The organism is Klebsiella sp. JN_Kp121 (assembly GCF_040062145.1).
Classification (GTDB): domain Bacteria; phylum Pseudomonadota; class Gammaproteobacteria; order Enterobacterales; family Enterobacteriaceae; genus Klebsiella; species Klebsiella aerogenes.
The window spans coordinates 80,245-105,852 of sequence record NZ_JBEAHX010000007.1 but is presented as its reverse complement, the minus strand read 5'-3'; the positions used below and the strand labels follow the sequence as shown (position 1 = coordinate 105,852).

23 protein-coding genes, 1 tRNA gene and 1 other RNA gene are annotated in these 25,608 nt (G+C 56.0%); 14 read left to right on the top strand and 11 right to left on the bottom strand.

Annotated elements, in window-relative coordinates; genetic code table 11:
* Nucleotides 1-152: 152 nt before the first annotated feature.
* Nucleotides 153-863, top strand: coding sequence for a DUF3053 domain-containing protein (locus ABLU86_RS11940; RefSeq protein WP_015369216.1), 711 nt, complete (start codon nt 153-155; stop codon nt 861-863).
* 66 nt (nt 864-929) lie between these two features.
* Here the strand turns inward: ABLU86_RS11940 and ghrB are convergent, their stop codons facing one another.
* The 6 genes from ghrB to ABLU86_RS11910 all read right to left on the bottom strand — a co-directional run bounded on the left by ghrB (nt 930) and on the right by ABLU86_RS11910 (nt 6,886).
* Nucleotides 930-1,901 carry a glyoxylate/hydroxypyruvate reductase GhrB gene (gene ghrB / locus ABLU86_RS11935; RefSeq protein ID WP_020077712.1) on the bottom strand — a complete coding sequence of 324 codons (972 nt, stop codon included), beginning with the start codon at nt 1,899-1,901 and terminating at the stop codon, nt 930-932.
* Between the two features lie 24 nt (nt 1,902-1,925).
* Nucleotides 1,926-3,206 carry an MFS transporter gene (locus tag ABLU86_RS11930; protein WP_015369218.1) on the bottom strand — a complete coding sequence of 427 codons (1,281 nt, stop codon included), beginning with the start codon at nt 3,204-3,206 and terminating at the stop codon, nt 1,926-1,928.
* Between the two features lie 100 nt (nt 3,207-3,306).
* Nucleotides 3,307-4,242, bottom strand: coding sequence for a sugar kinase (locus ABLU86_RS11925; RefSeq protein WP_032715299.1), 936 nt, complete (start codon nt 4,240-4,242; stop codon nt 3,307-3,309).
* Nucleotides 4,243-4,245: 3 nt separating this feature from the next.
* The gene (locus ABLU86_RS11920; RefSeq protein ID WP_015703772.1) at nt 4,246-4,995 is read right to left on the bottom strand and encodes a hypothetical protein; all 750 of its coding nucleotides are present in this window, start codon (nt 4,993-4,995) and stop codon (nt 4,246-4,248) included.
* A 109-nt stretch (nt 4,996-5,104) separates the two neighbouring features.
* Nucleotides 5,105-6,121: a LacI family DNA-binding transcriptional regulator gene (locus ABLU86_RS11915; protein WP_015369221.1), complete on the bottom strand. Its 1,017-nt coding sequence runs from the start codon at nt 6,119-6,121 to the stop codon at nt 5,105-5,107.
* 102 nt (nt 6,122-6,223) lie between these two features.
* Nucleotides 6,224-6,886, bottom strand: coding sequence for an OmpA family lipoprotein (locus ABLU86_RS11910; protein WP_015369222.1), 663 nt, complete (start codon nt 6,884-6,886; stop codon nt 6,224-6,226).
* Between the two features lie 168 nt (nt 6,887-7,054).
* Between ABLU86_RS11910 and ABLU86_RS11905 the strand changes: the two genes are divergently transcribed.
* A complete protein-coding gene (locus tag ABLU86_RS11905; protein WP_348796283.1) occupies nt 7,055-9,385 on the top strand; it encodes a molybdopterin guanine dinucleotide-containing S/N-oxide reductase in 2,331 nt (776 codons plus the stop codon).
* On the opposite strand, the gene ABLU86_RS11900 is transcribed toward ABLU86_RS11905, so the two are convergent.
* Together ABLU86_RS11900 and tag are read right to left on the bottom strand one after the other, a co-directional pair.
* Entirely contained in the window at nt 9,354-9,794 is a 441-nt protein-coding gene (locus tag ABLU86_RS11900) for an N-acetyltransferase (RefSeq protein WP_015369224.1), read from the bottom strand. The two genes, ABLU86_RS11905 and ABLU86_RS11900, sit on opposite strands and share 32 nt — an antisense overlap.
* Nucleotides 9,791-10,354 (bottom strand): DNA-3-methyladenine glycosylase I, encoded by a 564-nt coding sequence (tag, locus tag ABLU86_RS11895; protein WP_042893598.1) that lies wholly within the window; start codon nt 10,352-10,354, stop codon nt 9,791-9,793. The genes ABLU86_RS11900 and tag overlap by 4 nt, the downstream gene beginning before the upstream one ends.
* A 258-nt stretch (nt 10,355-10,612) precedes the next feature.
* Between tag and ABLU86_RS11890 the strand changes: the two genes are divergently transcribed.
* From ABLU86_RS11890 to ABLU86_RS11840, 11 genes are all read left to right on the top strand, one after another.
* Nucleotides 10,613-11,197, top strand: coding sequence for an autotransporter outer membrane beta-barrel domain-containing protein (locus ABLU86_RS11890; protein ID WP_161798733.1), 585 nt, complete (start codon nt 10,613-10,615; stop codon nt 11,195-11,197).
* A 240-nt stretch (nt 11,198-11,437) separates the two neighbouring features.
* A complete protein-coding gene (locus ABLU86_RS11885; protein ID WP_015369227.1) occupies nt 11,438-12,643 on the top strand; it encodes an MFS transporter in 1,206 nt (401 codons plus the stop codon).
* Nucleotides 12,644-12,865: 222 nt separating this feature from the next.
* Nucleotides 12,866-14,557, top strand: coding sequence for a kdo(2)-lipid A phosphoethanolamine 7''-transferase (gene eptB / locus ABLU86_RS11880; protein WP_045359241.1), 1,692 nt, complete (start codon nt 12,866-12,868; stop codon nt 14,555-14,557).
* Nucleotides 14,558-14,648: 91 nt separating this feature from the next.
* A tRNA-Pro gene (locus ABLU86_RS11875) sits at nt 14,649-14,725 on the top strand.
* 34 nt (nt 14,726-14,759) lie between these two features.
* A non-coding RNA gene (locus tag ABLU86_RS11870) (RtT sRNA) lies at nt 14,760-14,892 on the top strand.
* Nucleotides 14,893-15,647: 755 nt separating this feature from the next.
* Nucleotides 15,648-17,255 (top strand): dipeptide ABC transporter periplasmic-binding protein DppA, encoded by a 1,608-nt coding sequence (dppA, locus tag ABLU86_RS11865; protein WP_348796282.1) that lies wholly within the window; start codon nt 15,648-15,650, stop codon nt 17,253-17,255.
* Between the two features lie 133 nt (nt 17,256-17,388).
* Nucleotides 17,389-18,408, top strand: a complete 1,020-nt coding sequence (dppB, locus tag ABLU86_RS11860; RefSeq protein ID WP_002921786.1) for a dipeptide ABC transporter permease DppB — start codon at nt 17,389-17,391, stop codon at nt 18,406-18,408.
* A 9-nt stretch (nt 18,409-18,417) separates the two neighbouring features.
* Nucleotides 18,418-19,320 (top strand): dipeptide ABC transporter permease DppC, encoded by a 903-nt coding sequence (gene dppC, locus ABLU86_RS11855; RefSeq protein ID WP_046883628.1) that lies wholly within the window; start codon nt 18,418-18,420, stop codon nt 19,318-19,320.
* Nucleotides 19,321-19,330: 10 nt separating this feature from the next.
* Nucleotides 19,331-20,314: a dipeptide ABC transporter ATP-binding protein gene (gene dppD / locus ABLU86_RS11850; protein ID WP_015703765.1), complete on the top strand. Its 984-nt coding sequence runs from the start codon at nt 19,331-19,333 to the stop codon at nt 20,312-20,314.
* Nucleotides 20,311-21,324, top strand: a complete 1,014-nt coding sequence (gene dppF / locus ABLU86_RS11845; RefSeq protein WP_015369233.1) for a dipeptide ABC transporter ATP-binding subunit DppF — start codon at nt 20,311-20,313, stop codon at nt 21,322-21,324. The genes dppD and dppF overlap by 4 nt, the downstream gene beginning before the upstream one ends.
* Before the next feature lie 299 nt (nt 21,325-21,623).
* Nucleotides 21,624-21,731, top strand: coding sequence for a type I toxin-antitoxin system toxin Ldr family protein (locus ABLU86_RS11840; protein WP_015703763.1), 108 nt, complete (start codon nt 21,624-21,626; stop codon nt 21,729-21,731).
* An 82-nt stretch (nt 21,732-21,813) separates the two neighbouring features.
* On the opposite strand, the gene bcsG is transcribed toward ABLU86_RS11840, so the two are convergent.
* Genes bcsG through bcsE form a run of 3 tightly spaced genes read right to left on the bottom strand, consistent with a single transcriptional unit; the run spans nt 21,814 to nt 25,240 of the window.
* A complete protein-coding gene (bcsG, locus tag ABLU86_RS11835) occupies nt 21,814-23,493 on the bottom strand; it encodes a cellulose biosynthesis protein BcsG (protein WP_042893594.1) in 1,680 nt (559 codons plus the stop codon).
* Nucleotides 23,490-23,687, bottom strand: coding sequence for a cellulose biosynthesis protein BcsF (gene bcsF / locus ABLU86_RS11830; RefSeq protein WP_015369235.1), 198 nt, complete (start codon nt 23,685-23,687; stop codon nt 23,490-23,492). The genes bcsG and bcsF overlap by 4 nt, the downstream gene beginning before the upstream one ends.
* A complete protein-coding gene (gene bcsE, locus ABLU86_RS11825) occupies nt 23,684-25,240 on the bottom strand; it encodes a cellulose biosynthesis protein BcsE (protein ID WP_348796281.1) in 1,557 nt (518 codons plus the stop codon). The genes bcsF and bcsE overlap by 4 nt, the downstream gene beginning before the upstream one ends.
* Nucleotides 25,241-25,408: 168 nt before the next feature.
* Here bcsE and bcsR point away from each other — a divergent pair, with 168 nt between their 5' ends.
* The gene (gene bcsR, locus ABLU86_RS11820; RefSeq protein WP_015369237.1) at nt 25,409-25,597 is read left to right on the top strand and encodes a cellulose biosynthesis protein BcsR; all 189 of its coding nucleotides are present in this window, start codon (nt 25,409-25,411) and stop codon (nt 25,595-25,597) included.
* The last annotated feature ends 11 nt before the right edge of the window (nt 25,598-25,608 follow it).

The following is a 25,608-nucleotide window of genomic DNA, read 5'->3' as shown; positions in this document are numbered from 1 at the left end:
GGGCCTGGCTGGCGCCGGGAAGGCGAAAAAGGGTATTTTCCGCGGTAAGATTATCAGGAAAGGGTATCCTGCAAGGCCGTCCTGGACTATCCTTGTCAGCGTCTGGCACGCGTGTGCCTGTTTGCGCTTTTTTTGGCTGAAGGAGTAAAAAAATGGCGACAGGAAAGTCCTGCTCTCGCTGGTTTGCGGCCGTTGCGGCCATATTAATGGTGGTTAGCCTGAGTGGGTGTTTTGATAAAGAAGGCGATCAGCGCAAAGCGTTCATCGACTTCCTGCAGAATACGGCGATGCGTAGTGGCGAACGTCTGCCTACGCTGACCGCCGATCAGAAAAAACAGTTCGGCCCCTTCGTGTCCGATTATGCGGTGATTTACGCTTATTCACAGCAGGTCAGCCAGGCGATGGATGCGGGTCTGCGCCCGGTGGTTGATAGCGTTAACGCCATTCGCGTGGCGCAGGATTATACCACTCAGCGTGAGCCGCTGCGGCAGGCTAACGGCGCGCTGGGCGTGCTGAGCCAGCAGCTGGAAAACGCCAAAATGCAGGCGGATGCCGCGCATGGCGCGCTGAAGCAGGCTGATGATCTTAAGCCGGTTTATGACCAGGTGTTTAATAAAGTCGTGACGGCGCCGGCGAATGCGCTGCAGCCGCTGATTCCGGCCGCGCAGGTCTTTACTCAGCAACTGGTCCAGGTGGGTGATTTTGTCGCTCAGCAGGGGACGCAGGTGAGCTTCGTGGCTAACGGTATTCAGTTCCCGACGTCTCAGCAGGCAAGCCAGTACAATGCGCTGATTGCTCCGCTGGCCGCTCAGCATCAGGCCTTTAATCAGGCCTGGACGGCGGCGGTTAACGCCACGCGTTAATCGGTATATCGCTGTTCTCCCGGCTGACGGCGTAAGCGCCGCCGGCCGGGCTTCTGCTTTCCTCGCTTACTTCACCTGCGGGTTCACGCAGTTCTTCTCAACCTTGCCGTTCAATGCGTCAATCAGGTTATCTACCGCGCAGGCCGCCATGTTATAGCGGGTCTCGTGGGTGGCGGAACCAATGTGCGGCAGCGCGACCACGTTCGGCAGCGTCAGCAGCGGCGAATCTTTTGCCAGTGGTTCATGTTCAAAGACGTCAAGACCGGCAGCGTGGATCTCACCGGCCTGCAGCGCCGCAATCAGCGCCTGCTCGTCAACGACCGGACCGCGCCCGGCGTTAATGAAGATGGCGGAAGATTTCATTTTGGCAAACTGCGCTTCGCCGAACAGGTGGTGGGTCTCTTCGCTCAGCGGCAGAATGAGGCAGACGAAATCCGCTTCCTGTAACAGGGTATCGAGATCGCAGTAGCGCGCATTGAAGCGCTCTTCCGCCTGCGGATGTTGCCGGCGAGCGTTATACAGAATCGGCATGCCGAAACCGAAGTGGGCGCGCTGCGCCAGCGCCATGCCAATGCGGCCCATGCCGACGATGCCCAGGGTTTTATGGTGTACATCGCAGCCGAACCAGTCCGGCCCGATGCTCCTGGTCCATTCGCCCGCTTTCACGCGTTCAGCGACCTCAACCACCCGACGCGCGGTGCTCAGCACCAGCGCCATCACCGTATCGGCGACGGTTTCGGTTAGCACGGTCGGCGTATGCATCAGCAAAATCTTGCGCGCGTTCAACGCATCGACATCAAAATTGTCGTAGCCGACAGACACGGTAGAGGTCGCACGCAGCTTCGGCATTTTCTCCAGTAACGCGGCGTCAACCTTTTCACTCGAACCCAGTAAACCTTCCGCCTGGGCGAAGGCCTCCGCGTGCTGTGAAACGGTTTCCGGACGCAGGTTTTTCACCTGGGTGACGGAAAAGTGTTCCTCCAGACGGTGTAACAGATCGTCGGGGAGCGTTTTATAGAGAATGACAGACGGCTTCATGCGAATCTCCGTAGCGTAAGTAGTTCAGGCGTGATGAGCGCCAAGCGGAAGTTTTTGATTCTTAGCAGGCTTAACAATTAAAGTAAGCCATACCGAGGCGAAAAGCGCCACACCCATGAAAATGTACGAGGCGGACGGGCTGCCGGTTGCGCCGTTGAGATAGCCGACGAACCACGAACCAAAGAAAGAACCCAGCGCTCCCATACTGTTGATCAGAGCCATCGCGCCGCCGGCGACGTTGCGTGGCAGCATCTCCGGGATAATCGCAAAGAACGGGCCATACGGGGCATACATGGCCGCGCCAGCGATCACCAGCAGGGTATAAGAGACCCAGAAATGGTTGGCGCCGACGGCCCAGGAGCCGATGAACGCCAGCCCGCCAATGAGCAGCAGCGGCCAGACAAACAGCTTACGGTTCTGCATCTTATCGGAAGCCCAGGAGACGGCAATCATCGCAATCGTTGCCGCCAGATAGGGTACTGAAGAGAGCCAGCCTACTTCGACCATCCCCATGTTTTCGCCGCCGCTGCGGATGATTGACGGCAGCCACAGTACGAAACCGTACACGCCGATGCTCCAGGCGAAATATTGCATACACAGCAGCACCACGTTGCGTGAACGGAAGGCTTCGCCATAGTTACGTACCGCTTTGATGCCCTGCTGTTCGCGCTCCAGTTGTTCCTGCAGCGCCGCTTTTTCACTTTCCGCCAGCCAGTTCACCTGCGACGGTTTGTCTTTCACCAGTACCCACCAGCAGAAGGCCCAAATCACAGCAGGGATCCCTTCAATGATAAACATTTCACGCCAGCCAAAGGCCTGGATCAGATAACCCGATACGACCGACATCCACAGTACGGTGACCGGGTTACCGAGGATCAGGAAAGTGTTAGCGCGTGAACGCTCTGATTTGGTGAACCAGTTACTGATGTAAATCAGCATCGCCGGCATGACCGCCGCTTCCACCACGCCAAGGATAAAGCGGATGGCCGCCAGCGCCGGGATGTTATGCACCACGCCGGTTAGCGAGGCGCAGCCGCCCCACAGGATAAGGCAGATAAAGATAAGTTTACGCACGCTGCGGCGTTCAGCGTAAATCGCTCCTGGGATCTGGAAGAAGAAGTATCCAAGAAAGAAAAGGGCGCCAAGCAGCGATGAGATGCCTTTGGTGATGCCAAGGTCTTCGGTAATGCCCGCGGCCGATGCGAAGCTGAAGTTGGCGCGGTCAAGGTACGCCAGGCTATACGTGATAAACACGATAGGCATGATGTACCACCAACGTTTTGCTGCATTTGTTGAACTGTTCATAGGCTTGCCTCTGTCAATGAGGTGACATACGCCCGCCGGAACGGGCGCTGCTGTGCCGCGCTGCATGTAGGGTACAGGACGGCTGTTTTAGGTGAAAAGATTATTCGCCCAGCGCTTCGCGGGTGGGCAGCCCTTCGCTATCGCCCTGTACCTGAATGGCCAGCGAGCCAATTTTGTTACCGCGGTTCACGGCTTGCGTCAGCGTTTTGCCTTCCAGCAGCGCGCTGATTACGCCAACGGCAAAGCCATCACCCGCGCCGACGGTATCCACCACGTTGTCGACTTTAATGGCTGCGATGGCGCCCTGTTCGCCGTTGGCGGTCTTGAACCATGCGCCGTCGCAGCCGGTTTTAATCACCACCGCCTTAACGCCGCGCGACAGATAGAAATCAGCGATACCTTCCGGCGTCTGCTGGCCGGTAAGAATCACGCCCTCTTTTAAGCCTGGCAAAACCCAGTCAGCCTGGAAGGCGAGGCGGTTCAGTTTCTCCACCATCTCGGCTTCGCTTTTCCACAGTACCGGGCGCAGGTTTGGATCAAATGAGAGGGTTTTCCCTTCGGCTTTCATCACCCTGGCCGCATGTTCCAGCAATGCATACGAGCTGTCGGACAGCGCGGCGGCGACGCCGCTTAAGTGCAAATGGCGGGCGCTGGTGAAGTAATCAGCGCGGAAATCTTCCGTCGACAGATGGCTGGCAGCCGATCCTTTACGGAAATATTCCACGATGGGATCGGTTCCATTTTCGACTTTAGATTTCATCTGGAAGCCGGTAGCGTAGCGCTCGTCAACGGCCACGCCGCGCGCGTCGATGCCTTCTTTGGCCAGCGAATTCAGCACGAAGCGGCCAAAGCTATCGTTGCCGACGCGGCTCACCCAGCCCACCTTCAGCCCCAGGCGCGCCAGGCCGGTCGCCACGTTCAGTTCAGCGCCGGCGACGCGTTTGATAAAGCGTTCAACCTCCGCCAGTTCGCCGGTTTCGGTGGCGACAAACATCGCCATGGCTTCGCCAATGGTAATGACATCTAAGTTTTCCATGGCTTAATCCTCGCGTAACAGATCAACGTAATGGCGGGTGACGGCGGTCAGGTCGTCGCCGACCAGCGGGAATTCAATACCGCGCGGCGCGTCGGCGGGCAGGTTATCGAGCAGCGCCAGCCAGCGAGCGTCCGCCTGGTCCGGTGGGACGGCGCGATACTTCTCATGATGAGGCTCCGCCGCCTTCACATGAATATAGCTGACAGCGGGGGCGAGATGGCGCGCGGCTTCTTCCGGCGAATCGCCAACCCACAGCCAGTTTCCCATGTCGAAAGTCAGCGTCACCGGCATCTGATGGACCCGGCAGGCGGCTTTGAAGCGCTGCATTGGCGCCAGTTGGCCGCAATCGGTCTGGTCATTTTCCACCACCAGCGCCATGCCGCTGGCGCTCAGAATGTCGCGCAGCGTCTCCAGCTGTTGGTTATGGATGAAATTACCGAGGGAGAGCTTCAGCCACAGGGCGTTGAGGGTTTGCGCTTCTTCAAGTAACGACGGGAGATGGGGATTGAGCTCGCCGTTGTTGGTGAACAGCGCTTGTGGCGCGGAGTAGCAGGCCAGCAGCCCCTGTTTTTCAATGTCGGCCGCCAGCGTCGGCAACTGCTTCAGTTCCGCCGCGCTGAACAACTCGCGGCGAATTTCCACGCCATCGGCGCCGGAACCGGCGATAAAGGGTAATACGGCGGACTGCCCGCCAAGCGCTTTAACGTGGTCGTTGCCATAAGCGGCGGTGACGACAATGATTTTTCTGGCCATTGAACAAACTCCTGGCGTGGTGGGGCTTAACTCCCTATTACGCTAGATGGTACCGGTTCCAAAAGAAAGGCCAGGATGTTTAATTTATGATCGTCATCACGATGAATCGTTAACGAGACGTTGATCCCCGGACAATAAGCTCGCCGGAGAAGACCCGCTCGCAGATGGGGTCGCTGCCGCCTTCGATACGCCTGACGACCTGTTCGACCGAAGCATAGCCAATTTGCCAGGTTGGCTGTTTGAGGGTGGTAATACCGACGCCCGCCAGCTCCGCCCATTCCAGCTCATCGAAGCCCAGCAGGCCAATATCGCTGCCCCAGATGAGGTCAACGCGCTTCAGTGAACGGGCGACCTGTAACGTCAGGGCGCCATTGGCGGAAATCACCGCTTTGCGCATTCCGCGGTGGCGGGCGTGGAACTGGCGCAGGACGTTATCCATCATGGCGCCGTCGTTGAGCGGCACCTCGGCGTTTTCCGCCACCACGCCAGCATAGCGCTGTAGGGTCGCGCGAAAGGCGTCCAGGCGCTCGCGGCGGGTGTTTACGGAGCCGATTGGCTCGCTTAAAAACAACAGCGCTTCAAAACCCTTTTCCACCAGATGTTCGGTGGCGGTGGTGGCGGCCTGAGTGTTATCCAGCCCCACGACATCACAGGCGAAATCGGGGATTTTACGGTCGATAAGCACCATCGGTAGCGAGGATTGCTGCAGGCGGTTGAGGCCTTCTTCGCGCATGCCGACTGCATTAACCACAATCCCTTCAACCTGATAGCTACGCAGCAGGTCAAGGTAATGCAGCTCCTGATCGACCTCGTTGTTGGTATTACACACCAGCAAGGTGAAGCCTTTTTCGCGGCAGGCGGCTTCAATCCCGCTTAACACGTTCACGGAGTAAGGGTTGGTGATATCGGCGATGATCAGGCCAATCAGGCGGGTACGGCCATGTTTGAGGCCACGGGCCATCAGGCTGGGACGGTAGTTGAGCTCGGCAATCGCTTTTTCAATCCGCGCCAGCAGATCGTCGGAAAGCAGATGCTTTTCGCCGTTGAGATAGCGTGAAATGCTGGTTTTACCGGTCTTCGCGGCTTTCGCCACGTCGCTGATGGTTGCTCGCGCCGCTTTCGCCATGATGGCTTCCTTTGCTGAAAATCTGCCAACACCTTAGCGCGAAAAATAGCGATATCAAGCATTTTGCCCGGCAGGGAGGCTGCCGGGCCGGAAACGAGAAGATTACTGCAGCGGGCTGAGGGTAATTTCCACGCGACGGTTCTGCGCTTTGCCTTCCGCCGTGCTGTTGCTGGCGATCGGGTTCGCCGGGCCCATGCCGGTAGTGCGAATACGGTTGGCCGCTACGCCCTGAGTGATGAGCGCGCTGGCGACGCTGTCGGCACGCTGTTGCGACAGACGCATGTTGAGATCGTTGCTACCGGTGCTGTCGGTGTAGCCGACGACGTTAACGGCGGTTTTCTCGTACTCTTTCAGCACCATCGCGACGCCGGTCAGGGTGTTGGCGCCTGCAGGTTTCAGGTTGGCGCTGCTGCTGTCAAAGGTGACGTTATTCGGCATGTTGAGCACGATGTTATCGCCATTTCGCGTCACGCTGACGCCGGTTCCCTGCATTTTTTCGCGCAGTTTCGCTTCCTGCACGTCCATGTAGTAACCGATGCCGCCGCCGAGCGCCGCGCCTGCCGCTGCGCCAATCAGCGCGCCTTTGCCGCGGTCATGCTTGGAAGAGGAGAGCGCGCCGACGCCTGCGCCTACTAAGGAGCCGATACCCGCGCCGATGCCGGATTTTCCCGCTTCGCGTTCGCCGGTATAAGGGTTGGTAGTACAACCAGAAATAGCCAGTGTGCCGCTAACGATAGCAGCAATCATGAGTACGCGTTTTTTCATCTTATTTCCTTAATCCTTTTTATTCTTTGCCACCGCAAGCGTGACGGTTGATTATGACGTCCGAATACGGAGAAAATTCCCCGTAGGGTATCTCTTTTTGTAAGTAACATTGAACGGTTGACTAACAAACCGTCACAACACCTGCATTCGCTGACCCAGGAGCCTGCTTTGCCAACTTTATCTGCAACTAAAACCATCTTAACCGCGGCCCACTGGGGGCCAATGCTGGTGGAGACGGATGGTGAAAATGTGATTTCGTCCCGCGGCGCGCTGGACACCCCCTTCGCCAACTCGCTGCAAACGGCGGTGCGCGAACAGGTGCACAGTAAAACTCGCGTTCGCTATCCGATGGTGCGAAAAGGCTATCTCGCCTCGCCGCAACAGCCGCAGGGCGTACGCGGCCAGGATGAATTCGTGCGGGTAAGCTGGGAGCAGGCGCTTGATCTGATTGATGCCCAGCATCGACGGATCCGCGAAAGCTACGGCCCGCAGTCGATTTTCGCCGGTTCCTATGGCTGGCGTTCTAACGGCGTGTTGCATAAGGCGGCAACCCTGCTGCAGCGCTATATGAGTCTTGCCGGGGGCTATACCGGACACCTCGGCGATTATTCAACCGGCGCGGCGCAGGCGATCATGCCTTATGTGGTTGGCGGTAATGAAGTTTATCAACAGCAAACCAGCTGGCCGCTTATCCTGGAGCACAGCGAGGTGGTGGTGTTGTGGAGCGCTAATCCGCTGAATACGCTGAAAATCGCCTGGAACGCCTCGGATGAACAGGGGATCCCCTGGTTTGATCGCCTGCGCCAGAGCGGCAAGCGGCTGATCTGTATCGATCCTATGCGATCGGAAAGCGTTGATTTCTTTGGCGAATCGATGGAATGGATCGCGCCACATATGGGTACTGACGTCGCGTTGATGCTGGGGATCGCCCATACCCTGGTCGAGCATGGCTGGCAGGACGATGAATTCCTCGCCCGCTGTACTAGCGGTTATGACATTTTCGCCCGCTATTTGAGTGGTGAAAGCGATGGCGTCGCCAAAACCGCCGAATGGGCGGCGGCAATCTGCGGCGTAGCGGCGGATAAAATCCGCGAGCTGGCGAAACTTTTCCACGAAAACACCACCATGCTGATGTCCGGCTGGGGCATGCAGCGTCAGCAGTTTGGTGAGCAAAAACACTGGATGCTGGTGACGCTGGCGGCGATGCTGGGGCAGATTGGCACGCCCGGCGGCGGTTTTGGTCTTTCTTACCACTTTGCCAACGGCGGCAACCCCACGCGCCGCGCCGCGGTGCTGGCCTCCATGCAGGGCAGCGTAGCGGGCGGCGTAGATGCGGTGGAAAAAATCCCGGTTGCCCGCATCGTTGAGGCCCTGGAAAACCCCGGCGCAAGCTATCAGCACAACGGGATGACGCGGCGCTTTCCCGACATCCGCTTTATCTGGTGGGCGGGTGGCGCCAACTTTACCCATCATCAGGATACCAACCGCCTGATTCAGGCCTGGCAGAAGCCGGAGCTGATTGTGATTTCCGAATGCTTCTGGACCGCCGCCGCGCGCCATGCTGATATCGTTTTACCGGCGACCACTTCGTTTGAGCGTAACGATCTGACCATGACCGGCGACTACAGCAATCAGCATCTGGTGCCGATGAAGCGGGTGGTCGCGCCGCGCGATGAAGCGCGCGACGATTTCGATGTTTTTGCCGATCTGAGTGAACGCTGGGAGGCGGGCGGCCGCGAACGCTTCACCGAAGGAAAAAACGATTTGCAATGGCTGGAGACCTTCTACCAGATTGCCGCCCAGCGTGGGGCGCAGCAGCAAGTGACGCTGCCGCCGTTTGCCGAATTCTGGCAAGCGAACCAGCTAATTGAAATGCCGGAAAACCCGGATAACGCCCGTTTCTCCCGCTTCGCGGCATTTCGCGCAGACCCGCAGGCTAACCCGTTAAAAACCGCGAGCGGAAAAATTGAAATTCACTCGCCGACCATTGCCGGGTTTGGCTATGCCGATTGTCCGCCGCACCCGATGTGGCTCGAACCTGACGAGTGGCACGGCAACGCCGAGGTGGGTCAGCTGCAGATACTTTCCGCCCATCCGGCGCACCGCCTGCATAGCCAGTTGAACCAGACTTCGCTGCGTGAACGCTATGCCGTCGCCGGGCGCGAACCGCTGACTATCCATCCGCTGGACGCCCAGGCGCGCAATATCGCCGACGGCGATCTGGTGCGGGTGTGGAATTCGCGTGGTCAGGTACTGGCTGGCGCAGTGGTCACGGAAGGCATTCGTCCGGGGGTGATTTGCCTGCATGAAGGCGCGTGGCCGGATATCGACCCCGATGCCGGCATATGCAAAAACGGCGCAGTGAACGTGCTGACGAAAGATATTCCGACCTCGCGTCTGGGCAATGGTTGCGCTGGGAATACGGCGCTGGCATGGCTGGAAAAATACGATGGACCCGCGCTGGCGCTTAGCGCATTTGATCCGCCGGCCAATGCATAATCCAGGTTGGGTGCTGGGTATCGTCCTGCCATGCGCAGTCTTCTATACGGAAACCTTGCGCGTGGTAGAAATTTACCGCCCGCACGTTTTTCTGATAGACCTCCAGGCTTAACCAGTCGTAGTGCTGCTTGACCTCATCAAGCAGCGCGCGGCCGATACCGTGGCGGATCGCTTGCGGGGCGACGAAAAGCGCCCCGACGAAGCGCGAATCCATCACGCTGATAAACCCTTTCAGTGCGTCATTCTCCTGCCACACCCAAGTGGCGGCGGCGGGAAGATAGACATCGCGCACAACTTCCAGGCTTTCCCGCCAGTAGCTTTCAGCAATGAACGGATGCGCGTAAATCGTGCTTTCCAGCCATAACTCGAGTAGCGGGCCGGTCTCCGTGGCATCCCATTTTTGGATCATGCTGGTCTCCCGGGGTAGCAACAGCAGCCGGTCACATGATCGTTGACTAACCCGCAGGCCTGCATAAATGAATAACAGATAGTGGAGCCGACAAATTTAAAGCCGCGCTTTTTTAGCGCCTTAGATAGCGCATCGGAGGCTGGTGTGGTGGTGGGGATTTCGGCGAGTGTCGCCGCATGGGTAATTTGCGGCTGATTATCGACAAACGACCAGACGAAATCGCTGAATGCTTCACCGTTGGCTTCCATGGCGAGAAACGCCCGCGCATTGCCGATGATGGCCTGGATCTTTCCCCTATGGCGGATAATGCCCGCATCCTGTAGCAGGCGCTCGACGTCCGCTTCATCCATGGCCGCTACGCGAACCGGGTCAAACTGGTGAAAGGCCTGACGATAGTTTTCACGTTTTTTCAGAACCGTGATCCACGAGAGCCCCGCCTGCTGGCCTTCCAGGCAGATCATTTCAAACAGCTTTTGCGGCGTTCTCTCGGCGACTCCCCATTCGTTATCGTGATACTGGATATAAAGAGGATCCTGGCTTACCCATCCGCAACGTTGCATGTTTCTCTCCCTTTCGTCAGAAAACTTTTTCATCCGCCTTGACGGCTGAAAGATAAAGATAATAGTTAATACAGGGAAACCACTTCCCATCAACTCCTTATACTTCAAGTTGCGTAGAAGTGGGCGGCAGCTCGAATTATTTTGAGTATAAAAACACAGCAACATTGCCGATTCGGCTCTTTTGGAGTCGCATTAATGATAATAAAGAAATGCAATGGCCTCCGGGGTGGGTTGATCCCGGCGTGCATCACTATCTGGGTGTCGTGTGTTTCATGCGCTAATGCCTGGCAACAGGAATATATCGCTAACGATACAAAAAGTAATACGTCCGAACGCTATACATGGGATAGCGATCACCAACCGCGTTATGAAGATATTCTCGCCGAGCGAATGAGAGCGTCAGAAGCCCCAGCAGGGCTGGCGTTGAATCAGGCCCTGGCGCCGCCTGATTTGAGTCACGGCATGAGCGTCGGATGGAACTATTCACTGGCCAGCGGCGTGACCTCCGGGCCGGTCGCCAGCTTGCGTAGCGATCTCAATCCGCCGCCAGCGACGCGTCGCGCGGGCGAAAGTATTTACGTCAACACGCTCGGCTGGCGTATGGACTATCAGCAGCTGTGGGGCGTGCATCCATGGGCGCAGGTGAGCTATAACCAGTCTATCTCTATCGACAACAATGCGTCGATTAGCCGTGGCAAAGACGGTAGCTGGGGTGACGTTACGCTGGGCGCCGATATGCCGCTGGGTTCGCATCTGGCGGCATGGGCCACGCTTTCGCAGGCAGATAATGTGCCATCGGGTGAAAATACGCTGTATCTGATGGGGGTCAGCGCCAATTTCTAAATGATTTTGTTACGCATTTGAAACGTAGTCGTTATTGTTAAATCTCAGTAACGGCGCGTTTCTGTGAGATAGCGCACACTAACTTGTTGGTGAAAATTTAGGGAATGAATGTTTTGCAATGCCATTCATTCCGCCATAAATGCATTTCATTCCTCGTTGATGGCAGTTCATGCCGTTTTCCCCCACCGGATTTGGGGATTTGGGTATTGTGGCGGCAGTTAATCCTTCAGGACATCTGCTATGAACGCTGCAAACACTCAATATACCCGTTGGCTCACGCTGATTGGCACGATCATTACGCAATTCGCACTGGGATCGGTTTATACATGGAGTTTGTTTAATAGTTCTCTGGCCAACAAACTGGACGAGCCAGTAAGCCAGGTGGCATTTTCCTTCGGCCTGTTAAGTCTTGGGCTGGCATTATCCTCTTCCGTTGCCGGTAAATTGCAGGAACGCTTTGGCGTGAAACGCGTCACCATGGCCTCCGGTATCCTGCTTGGCGCCGGCTTTTTCCTCACTGCCCATGCCAACAGCCTGATGATGCTGTGGCTGAGCGCTGGCCTGCTGGTCGGTCTGGCGGACGGCGCGGGCTATTTACTGACGTTATCTAACTGCGTGAAGTGGTTCCCGGAGCGTAAAGGTCTGATTTCCGCCTTCTCGATTGGCGCTTATGGCCTTGGCAGCCTCGGTTTTAAATTTATCGATAGTCACCTGTTGGCGACGGTCGGGCTGGAAAAAACCTTTGTTATCTGGGGCGCTATCGTGCTGGTGATGATTGTCTTTGGCGCGATGCTGATGAAAGATGCGCCTAATCATCCCGCGACGACCACCGCGAACGGCGTTGTCGAAAATGATTTCACCCTCGCTGAATCCATGCGTAAACCACAGTACTGGATGCTGGCGGTGATGTTCCTGACGGCCTGCATGAGCGGCCTGTATGTGATTGGCGTCGCCAAAGATATCGCGCAGGGCATGGTACATCTCGACGTGGCGACGGCGGCGAATGCGGTTACCGTGATTTCTATCGCCAACCTGAGCGGCCGTCTGGTTCTGGGCATCCTGTCTGATAAGATCTCCCGTATCCGCGTGATTACTATCGGTCAGGTGGTCTCTCTGGTCGGTATGGCGGCCCTGCTGTTCGCCCCGCTGAATGCAATGACCTTCTTTGCGGCGATTGCCTGCGTGGCCTTTAACTTCGGCGGCACCATTACCGTCTTCCCGTCGCTGGTGAGCGAATTCTTTGGCCTCAATAATCTGGCGAAAAACTATGGCGTGATTTACCTCGGCTTCGGTATTGGTAGTATCTGCGGTTCGCTGATTGCCTCCGTGTTCGGCGGCTTCTATGTCACCTTCTGCGTCATCTTCGCTCTGCTGATTTTGTCGCTGGCGCTCTCCACCACTATTCGCCAGCCGAAAAGCGAAATTTATCATCAAGCACACGCCTGATAGCGTCGCCCTCCCTAAGCTAATAATGCCTTACCAGCCAGATATTTTGTAAATATCTGGCTGAATCACATTCTCTCCGGATACTTTTGCCATTTGCTGTGGTCTACTTAGCGCGCTTTGTAGAGGTTTCCGATAACCAACCCAGACGCACTTAATTAATCTTCCTGTTTATATCGTTTTAAACAGGGCGGTTTCATCTCTTCGTTTCCCAGGTTTGCTTGCATGAAATACATTAAAACGATGTCGCAGCAGAAGCTAAGTTTTTGGCTTGCGCTGTACATCGGCTGGTTTATGAACGCCGCGGTGTTTTTCCGCCGCTTCGATGGCTACGCTCAAGAGTTTACCGTCTGGAAAGGGTTGTCCGGGTTGGTGGAACTGGTAGCGACGGTTCTGGTTACTTTCTTCCTTCTGCGCCTGCTGTCGTTATTCGGCCGCCGGGTATGGCGCATATTAGCGACGCTGGTGGTGCTGTTTTCCGCGGCGGCAAGCTATTACATGACCTTCCTCAACGTGGTCATTGGCTACGGTATTATCGCTTCGGTGATGACCACCGATATTGACCTGTCGAAAGAGGTCATTGGCTGGCATCTGATCCTGTGGCTGGCCGCGGTTAGCGCTTTACCGCTACTGCTTATCTGGAGCAACCGCTGCCGTAAGACGCTGCTACAGCAGGTGAAAACGCCAGGTCAGCGGGCGAAAAATATCCTGATAGTCGTGCTGGCCGGGCTGATGGTCTGGGGGCCGATTCGCCTGCTGGAAGTGCGCCAGAAGAACGTCGAGCGCAATTCAGAAGTCGATATGCCGAGCTACGGCGGCGTGATTGCCAACTCTTACCTACCTTCTAACTGGCTGTCGGCGCTCGGGCTGTACGCCTGGGCGCAGGTGGATGAGTCGTCCGATAATAAATCGCTGATTAACCCCGCGAAAAAATTCACCTACGTAGCGCCGCAGGATCTTGATGATACTTATGTGGTGTTTATTATCGGCGAGACCACCCGCTGGGATCATATGGGTATTCTCGGCTATAACCGTAATACCACGCCGAAGCTGGCGCAGGAGAAGAATCTTGTCGCCTTCCGCGGTACCTCTTGCGATACCGCCACCAAGCTGTCGTTGCGTTGTATGTTCGTGCGCGAGGGCGGGGCGGATGATAATCCGCAGCGGACGCTGAAAGAGCAGAATGTGTTTGCTGTTCTGCACCAGTTAGGCTTTGCCGGCGACCTGTACGCGATGCAGAGCGAGATGTGGTTCTACAGCAATACGATGGCCAACAATATCGCCTATCGCGAGCAGATCGGCGCCGAGCCGCACAACCGCGGCAAGAACGTGGATGATATGCTGCTGGTCGATGAAATGAAGCGCGGCATGGAGCAAAACCCGAGCGGCAAGCGTCTGATTATTCTCCATACCAAGGGGTCGCATTTTAACTATACCCAGCGATATCCACGCAGCTTTGCGCAGTGGAAACCAGAATGTGTAGGGGTGGACAGCAAATGTTCGAAGGCCGAGTTGATTAACTCCTACGATAACAGCGTCACTTATGTGGATCACTTTATCGTCAGCGTGCTGGACCAACTGCGGGATAAAAAGGCTATCGTGTTCTACGCCGCCGATCACGGCGAGTCGATTAATGAACACGAACATCTGCACGGCACGCCGCGTATGATGGCGCCGCCGGAGCAGTTCCGCGTGCCGATGATGGTCTGGATGTCGGATAAGTATCTGGCGAATCCGGATCACGCCGCCTCCTTTGCGCGCCTCAAGCAGCAGGCGGCAATGAAGGTTCCGCACCGTCACGTTGAGCTGTATGACACCATTATGGGTTGTCTTGGTTATACCTCGCCGGATGGTGGGATTAATGAGAACAATAACTGGTGTCGCGTGCCGGCAGCGGCGAAAACGGCGAAGGAATAGCAGCAGTGGCGAGATTCTCGCCGCTTGATTGATTTTTTGCTAATAAGGCATTGACGGGGGGGCATCCCAGCAGTAAGATGCGCCCCGCATTCGGTGATTGGCGCAGCCTGGTAGCGCACTTCGTTCGGGACGAAGGGGTCGGAGGTTCGAATCCTCTATCACCGACCAAATTCGAAAAGCCTGCTCAATGAGCAGGCTTTTTTGCATCTGCGGCCCGAAGAGGATGAGAACCTCCGGGGGCAGAGGTTCGACTCGAGCGTAGCGAGAGAACGTTGCGTCAGCAACGGCCCGTAGGGCGAGCCACGAAGTGGCGAGTCATCCTCTATCACCGACCAAATTCGAAAAGCCTGCTCAACGAGCAGGCTTTTTTGCATCTGCGGCCCGAAGAGGATGAGAACCTCCGGGGGGAGGTTCGACTCGAGCACTTCCCTGATTGCGGCACAAGCGCCTTATCAGGGCTACGTCCGTACAGCGCTTGGCGAACCCGGTAGCCCGGCTCAGCGCAGCGCAAGCCGGGGCGAAAACCCCGCCATAATCACAAAAATCGCATTTCCCCGCGTATCTCGCCAGCTGTTCGCTGTTTTGTGACATCTTCCATTGCATTTTTTTATCGATGAACAGATCTTTTTTCGCGAAGCTTATGGCTAACTACAGCATTTTCCGCTGTGCGTTTTAACGTTCGCGCTATTAATCGCTCACATAATGGTCACATGGGAAGAAATTTTCACCATTTTTAAGAATTGTTTATCACCAGATGTTGCAAACTATTAAGGGGTTTATTCTGGCTTAAGGCCGCTAGCATAAATTTCTCTGCTGAAAATAGCGCCACCAAGTTTTTTTAATCTTTGCCCACCGATTCTCACCCCTGACGCAAAACCCGGTTAGCTGTATTGACGTTTAACCATTCTGTTGACAGATTGTACGGCATGAGGGGCATTTCATGGAGAATCCGTACTGCAACTCAGTCGTTTTAGCGAACGGAATCCCCATCTCTCTCAACGCCTTCGGGCACCACCGACCAGACCGGGTAAAAAATAAATAAAGGTCTGGCGGCTATATGCAAACAACATCACAGTTTTGGAGCAGAATAATGAGTATTTCCTTGAAAAAGTCAGGGATGCTGAAGCTTGGTCTGAGCCTGGTCGCCATGACCGTCGCCGCAAGCGTACAAGCTAAAACCCTGGTTTATTGTTCTGAAGGTTCGCCGGAAGGCTTTAACCCACAGCTCTTCACCTCGGGTACCACCTATGATGCCAGTTCGGTGCCTATTTATAACCGTCTGGTTGAATTCAAAACCGGTACGACTGAAGTTATTCCTGGTCTTGCTGAGAAGTGGGATGTCAGCGAGGACGGTAAAACCTATACCTTCCACCTGCGTAAAGGTGTGAAGTGGCAGGATAATAAAGACTTTAAACCAACGCGCGAGCTGAATGCCGACGACGTGGTGTTCTCCTTCGACCGCCAGAAAAATGACAAAAACCCGTACCATAAAGTCTCTGGCGGCAGCTATGAGTACTTCGAAGGGATGGGCCTGCAGGACCTGATTAGCGAAGTGAAGAAAGTGGACGATAATACCGTCCAGTTCGTGCTGACTCGCCCGGAAGCGCCGTTCCTCGCTGACCTGGCGATGGACTTTGCTTCTATTCTGTCGAAAGAATATGCCGACAACATGCTGAAAGCCGGCACGCCGGAAAAAGTAGACCTTAACCCAATCGGCACCGGCCCATTCCAGCTGCTGCAGTATCAGAAAGACTCGCGCATTCTGTATAAAGCCTTCCCGGGCTACTGGGGCACCAAGCCGCAGATCGATCGTCTGGTCTTCTCCATCACTCCGGACGCTTCCGTACGCTACGCCAAGCTGCAGAAAAACGAGTGCCAGGTGATGCCGTATCCGAACCCGGCTGACATCGCGCGCATGAAGGAAGATAAAAACATCAACCTGCTGGAACAGCCGGGTCTGAACGTGGGTTATCTCTCCTTCAATACCGAGAAAAAACCGCTGGATAACGTCAAAGTTCGCCAGGCGCTGACCTACGCGGCGAACAAAGAAGCGATCATCAAAGCTGTTTATCAGGGCGCCGGCCAGTCGGCGAAGAACCTGATCCCGCCGACCATGTGGGGCTATAACGATGACGTTAAAGACTACACCTACGATCCTGAGAAGGCGAAGCAACTGCTGAAAGAAGCGGGCATGGAAAAAGGCTTCACCATCGACCTGTGGGCAATGCCGGTACAGCGTCCGTATAACCCGAACGCGCGCCGTATGGCTGAAATGATCCAGGCCGACTGGGCGAAAGTCGGCGTACAGGCCAAGATCGTCACCTACGAGTGGGGCGAGTACCTGAAACGCGCGAAAGCGGGCGAGCATCAGACCGTGATGATGGGCTGGACCGGCGACAACGGGGATCCGGATAACTTCTTCGCGACCCTGTTCAGCTGCGCCGCGGCGAAAGACGGCTCTAACTACTCTCGCTGGTGCTATAAGCCGTTTGAAGACCTCATTCAACCGGCACGCGCCACCGACGACCACAACAAGCGTATTGAACTGTACAAACAGGCTCAGGTAGTGATGCATGACCAGGCTCCGGCGCTGATCATTGCTCACTCCACCGTTTACGAGCCAGTGCGTAAAGAAGTCAAAGGCTATGTGGTTGATCCGCTTGGCAAACACCACTTCGATAACGTCTCTGTCGAATAATAAGCACGATGCCTGACCCCCTCTCCCCGCGCGGGAGAGGCGGGGGGCGTATTCCCGCTATTCGGGGAGTACTTTTGTGAGCAATACAGACGCCTTGTCACCAGGCCTGGCGTCACTATAGAGAATCCGGGTTATGTTGCAGTTTATTCTCCGACGTTTGGGACTCGTCATCCCGACATTTATCGGTATTACCCTTCTCACCTTTGCTTTCGTTCATATGATCCCCGGCGATCCGGTGATGATTATGGCGGGCGAACGTGGTATTTCCCCCGAACGTCACGCGCAGTTGCTGGCCGAAATGGGCCTTGATAAGCCGCTGTGGCAGCAATATGCCCATTATATTTGGGGCGTACTGCACGGTGATTTAGGGATCTCGCTGAAAAGCCGAATTCCCGTGTGGCAAGAGTTTGTGCCACGCTTCAAGGCCACCCTCGAACTGGGCGTCTGCGCGATGATTTTCGCCGTCGCCGTCGGTATTCCGGTGGGCGTGCTGGCTGCGGTAAAACGCGGCTCCATCTTTGACCACACTGCCGTGGGTCTGGCGCTGACCGGCTACTCGATGCCTATCTTCTGGTGGGGCATGATGCTGATTATGCTGGTTTCGGTGCAGCTGAACCTGACGCCGGTCTCCGGACGTATTAGCGATACGGTATTCCTTGACGATACCCTGCCGCTGACCGGTTTTATGCTGATTGACACCGCCATCTGGGGCGAGCAGGGCGACTTTATTGATGCCTTAATGCATATGATCCTACCCGCCATCGTGCTGGGTACGATTCCGCTGGCGGTGATTGTGCGTATGACCCGCTCATCGATGCTGGAAGTGCTTGGCGAGGATTACATCCGTACCGCACGCGCTAAGGGGTTGACCCGCATGCGGGTGATTGTCATCCATGCGCTACGCAACGCGATGCTGCCGGTAGTGACGGTGATTGGTCTCCAGGTGGGCACGCTGCTGGCGGGCGCCATTCTGACCGAAACCATTTTTTCGTGGCCAGGTTTAGGCCGCTGGCTTATCGATGCGCTACAGCGCCGCGATTATCCAGTTGTGCAGGGCGGGGTTCTGCTGGTGGCGACGATGATTATTCTCGTCAACCTGCTGGTCGACCTGCTGTATGGCGTGGTGAACCCGCGTATCCGGCATAAGAAGTAAGGGGCCATCATGTCACAAATTACAGAAAATAAAGTTGTCGCCGCACCGGTGCCAATGACCCCGCTGCAGGAGTTCTGGCACTATTTCAAACGCAATAAGGGTGCCGTCGTCGGGTTGGTGTATGTGGTGGTGATGATTATCATCGCGGTATTTGCCAACTTTCTCGCCCCTTATAACCCGGCGGATCAGTTCCGTGATTCGCTGCTGGCGCCGCCGTTCTGGCAGGATGGCGGCAGCCTGGCGCATCTGCTTGGCACCGATGACGTGGGTCGCGACATTCTCTCACGCCTGATGTACGGCGCGCGCCTGTCGCTGCTGGTGGGCTGTCTGGTAGTAGTACTGTCGCTGATCCTCGGCGTGGTGCTGGGGCTGATTGCTGGCTATTTCGGCGGGGTGGTGGACTCCGTCATCATGCGCGTGGTCGATATCATGCTGGCGCTGCCGAGCCTGCTGCTGGCGTTGGTGCTGGTGGCTATCTTCGGGCCGTCAATCGTCAATGCTTCGCTGGCGCTCACCTTCGTTGCCCTACCGCACTATGTGCGTCTGACGCGCGCGGCGGTGCTGGTGGAAGTGCACCGCGATTACGTTACCGCTTCCCGCGTGGCGGGCGCCGGCGCGATGCGCCAGATGTTCGTTAATATTCTCCCTAACTGTCTTGCGCCGCTGATTGTTCAGGCGTCGCTGGGCTTCTCTAACGCCATTCTCGACATGGCAGCGCTGGGGTTCCTCGGTATGGGCGCGCAGCCGCCGACGCCTGAGTGGGGCACCATGCTTTCCGACGTATTGCAGTTCGCGCAAAGCGCCTGGTGGGTAGTGACCTTCCCGGGTGTGGCGATCCTGCTGACGGTGCTGGCATTTAACCTGATGGGTGACGGTCTGCGTGACGCGCTCGATCCCAAACTGAAGCAGTAAGAGGTTCGAGATGGCGTTATTAAATGTAGATAAGTTATCGGTGCATTTCGGCGATGAGAATGCGCCGTTCCGTGCCGTAGACCGCATCAGCTATAGCGTGAAGCAGGGCGAAGTGGTCGGCATCGTGGGGGAATCGGGTTCCGGTAAGTCGGTGAGCTCGCTGGCGATCATGGGACTGATTGATTACCCCGGCCGGGTGATGGCGGACAAACTGGAATTTAACGGCCGCGATTTGCAGCGTATTTCGGAAAAAGAGCGGCGCCAGCTGGTGGGGGCGGAAGTGGCGATGATCTTCCAGGATCCGATGACCAGCCTCAACCCGTGCTTTACCGTCGGCTACCAGATTATGGAAGCGATTAAGGTCCATCAGGGCGGCAATAAGCAAACCCGCCGCCAGCGGGCGATCGACTTGCTGAACCTGGTGGGTATTCCTGACCCGGCGTCGCGGCTGGACGTTTATCCGCACCAGCTTTCCGGCGGGATGAGCCAGCGCGTGATGATCGCGATGGCGATTGCCTGCCGGCCAAAACTGCTGATTGCCGATGAACCGACCACCGCGCTGGATGTGACCATTCAGGCGCAGATTATCGAACTGCTGCTGGAGTTGCAGCAGCAAGAGAATATGGCGCTGGTGCTGATTACCCACGATCTGGCGCTGGTGGCGGAAGCCGCGCATAAAATTATCGTCATGTACGCGGGTCAGGTGGTGGAGACCGGTGATGCGAAAGATATCTTCCGCGCGCCGCGTCATCCTTACACCCAGGCGTTGCTGCGGGCGCTGCCGGAGTTTGCCCAGGATAAGGCGCGTCTGGCCTCGCTACCGGGTGTGGTGCCGGGTAAATACGATCGTCCTAACGGCTGCCTGCTGAACCCGCGCTGCCCCTACGCAACGGATAAATGCCGGAGCGAAGAGCCCGCGCTTGCGGATCTCGACGGCGGCCGTCAGTCAAAATGCCACTACCCACTCGATGATGCCGGGAGGCCTGGATTATGAGTACGCAAAAGGCCGCCACGCAACAACCGCTGTTGCAGGCCATTGATCTGAAAAAACACTATCCGGTGAAGAAGGGGCTGTTCGCTCCGGAACGGCTGGTGAAAGCGCTGGACGGCGTCTCCTTTACTCTTGAGCGCGGTAAAACGCTGGCGGTAGTGGGGGAGTCGGGCTGCGGTAAATCGACGCTGGGTCGTTTGCTGACGATGATTGAAATTCCCACTGGCGGCGAGTTGTATTATCAGGGGCAGGATCTGCTCAAGCACGACCCGCAGGCGCAAAAGCTGCGGCGGCAAAAAATCCAGATTGTGTTCCAGAACCCGTATGGTTCGCTAAACCCACGTAAAAAAGTGGGGCAGATTCTGGAAGAGCCGCTGTTGATTAACAGTAGCCTGAGCAAAGAGCAGCGGCGTGAAAAGGCGCTAGCGATGATGGCGAAGGTGGGCCTGAAAACGGAGCATTACGATCGCTACCCGCATATGTTCTCTGGCGGTCAGCGCCAGCGTATCGCCATTGCCCGCGGGCTGATGCTGGATCCTGACGTGGTGATTGCCGATGAGCCGGTCTCGGCGCTGGATGTTTCGGTACGCGCCCAGGTGCTGAATCTGATGATGGATTTGCAGCAGGATTTAGGACTGTCCTACGTATTTATCTCCCACGACCTGTCGGTCGTCGAGCACATCGCTGATGAAGTCATGGTGATGTATCTTGGCCGTTGCGTAGAGAAGGGGACCAAGGATCAGATCTTTAATAACCCGCGTCATCCGTATACTCAGGCGCTGCTGTCGGCGACGCCGCGACTGAACCCGGACGATCGGCGCGAGCGCATCAAGCTGACCGGCGAACTGCCGAGCCCGCTGAATCCGCCGCCGGGCTGCGCCTTTAATGCGCGTTGCCGCCGACGCTTTGGCCCATGCACCCAGCTTCAACCACAGCTTAAGGATTATGGCGGCCAACTGGTGGCCTGCTTTGCCGTTGATCAGGATGAGAATCCGGAGAAAGCGCGAGCGTGATGGTAGGCGGGTTGTCGCGTGATGATTTCTGCGGGGGAGAGCTGGAATGCGCCTCGCAGATTGCCAAAGGGCGTGGTGAAGGCGATAACACGGAGCAGTAGAATCGACGCCAAGCCGGGTTCGCCCGGTGAGGCGCAATGTTGCGGGGGCTTGAACCCCGGCGGCATAGATAAGTTGCTGGAAAGAGAAAACCCTCGCACGTTGCTGGTGTTAACCAGGCAACTGAACGAGGGCTATCACTAACTCCAGACAAGTTAAAGATAGCCGCGAACGGTTGCCATTGCAATACAGGCGGCTCTATGACGCTCACACAGTTGGGTCTGATCTTATGGGACGATCTGGCGGCGCCGATAATCGCTGGCATTGTGGTCAGTATTATCGTCAGCTGGATGCATAACCAGAAGTGACGGACCGGCGGGCGTGAGTCTGCTGCGTTGGCAATTTGCGCCCGAACAGGCCGCAGGAATCCTCCTGCGGCCTTTTTCGTATTTACTGCGGATATGGCACCCAACTGCCGCCGTTGAGTTGCACGTAGGGTTTGCCCTGATACTGAATAACAATAGCGTTGGAGTTTTCCGATACCGCCGCGGTCTGCGGCAGGTTAGCGGTGTACTGCTGCCAGTTGACGTTATCCTCGGTAAACATCTTGCCGTCCAGGGCGCGCACCACCAGTTCAGAAACCGCGAGGTAGCTGGAAGGCTGTGTGATTTCCACCGCGGCGCCCTGGTGCGGCGCCTTCATGCCGAAGAATTTCACCGCCGCAGGGACGTTGGTAATCGATGGGCTTGGGATATCGCGCAGCCCGGAAACCTGCATCTTATCCCCCTTCAGCGCGGCGCCGTGTTCCGGCACCACCACCACCATCACTTTACGCCCCGATTTTTCCAGTTCGGTGAAGAAGGCGTCCAGCTCATCAAAGAATTTCTGCGCGCGAGCTTTGTAGTCTGCCGTTTTGCTTTGGCCGGGATAATGGTTGCCATCGTGCAGCGGCAGCGTGTTGTAGAAGGTCGCGGTACGCGGCGTGTTAAGCTTCTCGGTGGACTGTAGCCAGCGATCGAGCGTCGCCTGGTCGTCGTAAACCGGCGATCCGTCGAAGCCTTGCAGGATAACCGGCAAACCGCTCTGATCCATCAATGGACTTTGCATGCCGCCGAGTGAGCGAACCTCTTTGAGGAAGTCGCCGAATACGCCGTTATGCCCCAGCATCAGCTGTTGGGTAAAGCCCAGTTTCGCCAGATTTTCGAACAGATAGCACTCGCTGCCCGATGGCTGATACAGGTTGTTATGAGATAGCTGGCCGCAGCTGGCGCGCAGCAGGCGAACCGCTGCCGGGCCGCTGTAGGAGGTCGCGGAGTTGAAGTTTTTGAAGACAATATCGAAATGTTTCCACAGCGGGTGATCCATCAGCCCGGCAGCCTCGATGTCCGACCATGACAGGGAACAGATGTTGATCACCAGCAGATCGAATGGCTGCGCATCCTCAGGAAGCTGAGCGGGGAATGACGTTTTTCTTTTCTGTTCAGCAGCATAGAAAGTTTTCAGCCAGTTGCTGAGGTTAGCCGAGGTTGGCGGTTCGGTCTGCGGCGGGATATCGCCGCTGGCGGCAGCGCTGGTGGATGCCGCGGCTGTTGTGGTTCCACCGGTTGTTGCCGCCGGCGTGGCCGCTGCCGTGGTCGGCTGACCGGCAGGCCATAAGGTGAAGGAGGGCAGCAGCGGGCTGATAACCAGCCAGACCATGATAGCCGAAACAAATACGGTAACGCGTAGCCACTGGCTGATGAATAGCCACAGCACCAGCAGCACAAAGAAGGCGCCGACCATATTCCAGTTAATAAAGCGGGTGATCAGATCCCAGATGTAATCGGCGCTGAAACCGGCAATTTGCGAACCCTGGCTCATGATGCTTTCCGGACCCGGTAACCAGGTATCATGCCAGAACAGGGCAAAGCCGAGCGGAATCGCTATCCAGTGGCGTACCCGGTGCAGTTTTTCTCGGGGGATCGGCACCAGCAGAAAGGCGAGGAACACCAGGTTAAGCATCGGATGGAAGTTCAGGTACCCCGCCCACAGCAGGGCAAACTTCACCAGAAAATAGAAGTTCCAGCCAGACAGGCCGCGCCAGTACTGCCATAGCGGAAGCGGCGTAGCGGTAGTTTTTGCTTTGGTCATTTTTTCAGTTTGCCCTGCCTGGTCGCATTATCCCGGCGCAGCACGCCGGCTGGTTTCACATAACGGGGTTTAAAGAACATCAAACGCAAAGTCGTGCGAATACGGCGCTGATAATGGCGCGTTAGATATCCCAGCGGGAAAAACAGCAGGGCGCACAATACGATCAGCTGAATGATATCGGCGATAGACATCATGACCGCGGTTCTCCGTCGGTGGAGAGCCGCCAGGGTTCCGGGATTCGCCGCCACTGGCGCCCATCGTGCTTAACGTTAAGGGCTTCGTTTTTGCCTATGGTAATTGGCAGCGGCGTGTTCCAGTTGTCCGGGGAGAGGCCTCGCATCAACAGGATTTCCGCTGAAATTTGCTTGTCTTCAAACCAAATCATACGGTTAGAGAAAATGTCTCCGGTCGGTAATGGGAAGATATGGTTTAATGCAGTGTCGAGGTCATTTACCCGGCAAAACGATAAGAACAGCACTAATCGATTATTGCCGATCGTCACGATATCGCCCATGCGGTTAGGTTTACACAGGGTTAATGCCTGTTCAACGCGTAGCCCCGGCGCAGGGCGTAACGCCACCATCACCCCTTTGCTATCCGGCGGCAGCAGCGTGTTGGCCATGATATTACCGACTGCTTCACAGAAGGCGTCCCACTTTTGATAGCCGCGAAGTTTAAGCGGCCGGCTCCAGGTCAACAACGTGTTGAAGTCTTCCGGAACGTGACGAGTAAATTTCTGCTTTTGCACGCTTTCAATGAGCGTCAGGCAGCGTGAAAGCCCGGCGCTGCAGGGGATCACCATGTTGGCGCCGCTGCTTAGCAGCAAGCGTTCATCAGTGGCGCGCAGGCTCGGCGTTTGTTCACGTACCACGATTTTTAGGGCGCTGCCGCGCTGGCGACGCAGGGTATGGATATAGCGGCCGAGCTGCTCTATTTGTTCGTTCTGGGTGATGGAAAATAGCAAGGTGGCCGATTGTGCGGTACGACCGGCTTCAAAGACGGCATCATTGGTTTCGAACAGCGTCCAGTATTCGGAAAGCGCGGGGGCCCCTTCCAGCACGCGCAAATTACTGAGGACGATTTTTTCGTCGCTGCGCGGCTGTACCACCGCTTCTTCGTTTTGCGCCAGTCGCCAGCCCTCATCATCGTGTAAAATAACCAACTGTTGCTGCGCGCTAATACCTTTCTCACTGCCCCACCATGCGATATCAAATAGATGGCTATCACCCTGATAACGAATGCTCGCCAGCCCGGAAAGGGCTCGATACTGGCGTAATAACGGGGAAAGTTGTTTGTCGGTATCGTTAGCAGAATTAAGTATCATAAGAGAGCAGTTATGATATTTGGCCCATCGATTCGATTTTTCTACCCAATGGAGTAATTCTTCTGTTTTTATATTTTGCCAGGAATTTTCTGTACATAGCAGAATAAATAAATAATTGCCAGGATCTACCGAACAAAGCAGGTCGCGGTGCAACTCCTTCAGGCCTTCCGGGCGATCGGGCATGGTGAATAATGCGATTTTATTAGGGCCGCGATCTTTTTTTAATGACATGACTTCTTTAGGGTTTTTTCCCATCACTATGGCGGCGACTTTGCTGTCCTGCGCCTGGCTTTCCAGCGTTTGATTCATCAGGCTGACGGCCTCGGCATAGCGGTCGACATTAAGCCACCACACCCCGCCAACGGGCATATGGCATACTTCGTCCCATAACGATGAAATACCCAACGTATATACAATATCCACGATGTCCCTCGCGCGCCCTATTTACAATGATTAGTTTACTAGCGAAAGCGTGAGAGTAAACCTAACATTGAAATTAAAGGACATCAGTTTTAGCATGTACACGTAATTTTAGGGATGAGCGGTTTACACTTCCTGGTTTTATAATGTGTTTTTCGAATGGACAGAGAAATGCCGGAAAAAGACCCTGCGGTACCTGGCGATGCGACGCTGGGATATACCTTCCAAAATGATTTCCTGGCATTAAGCCGGGCATTTTCCCTGCCGGATATTGATTACCACGATATTTCCCGACGCGAACAGCTCGCCGCGGCGTTGCAACGCTGGCCGCTGTTGGCCGAATTAGCAGAGAAAAAGTAAGGAAGCCGTCG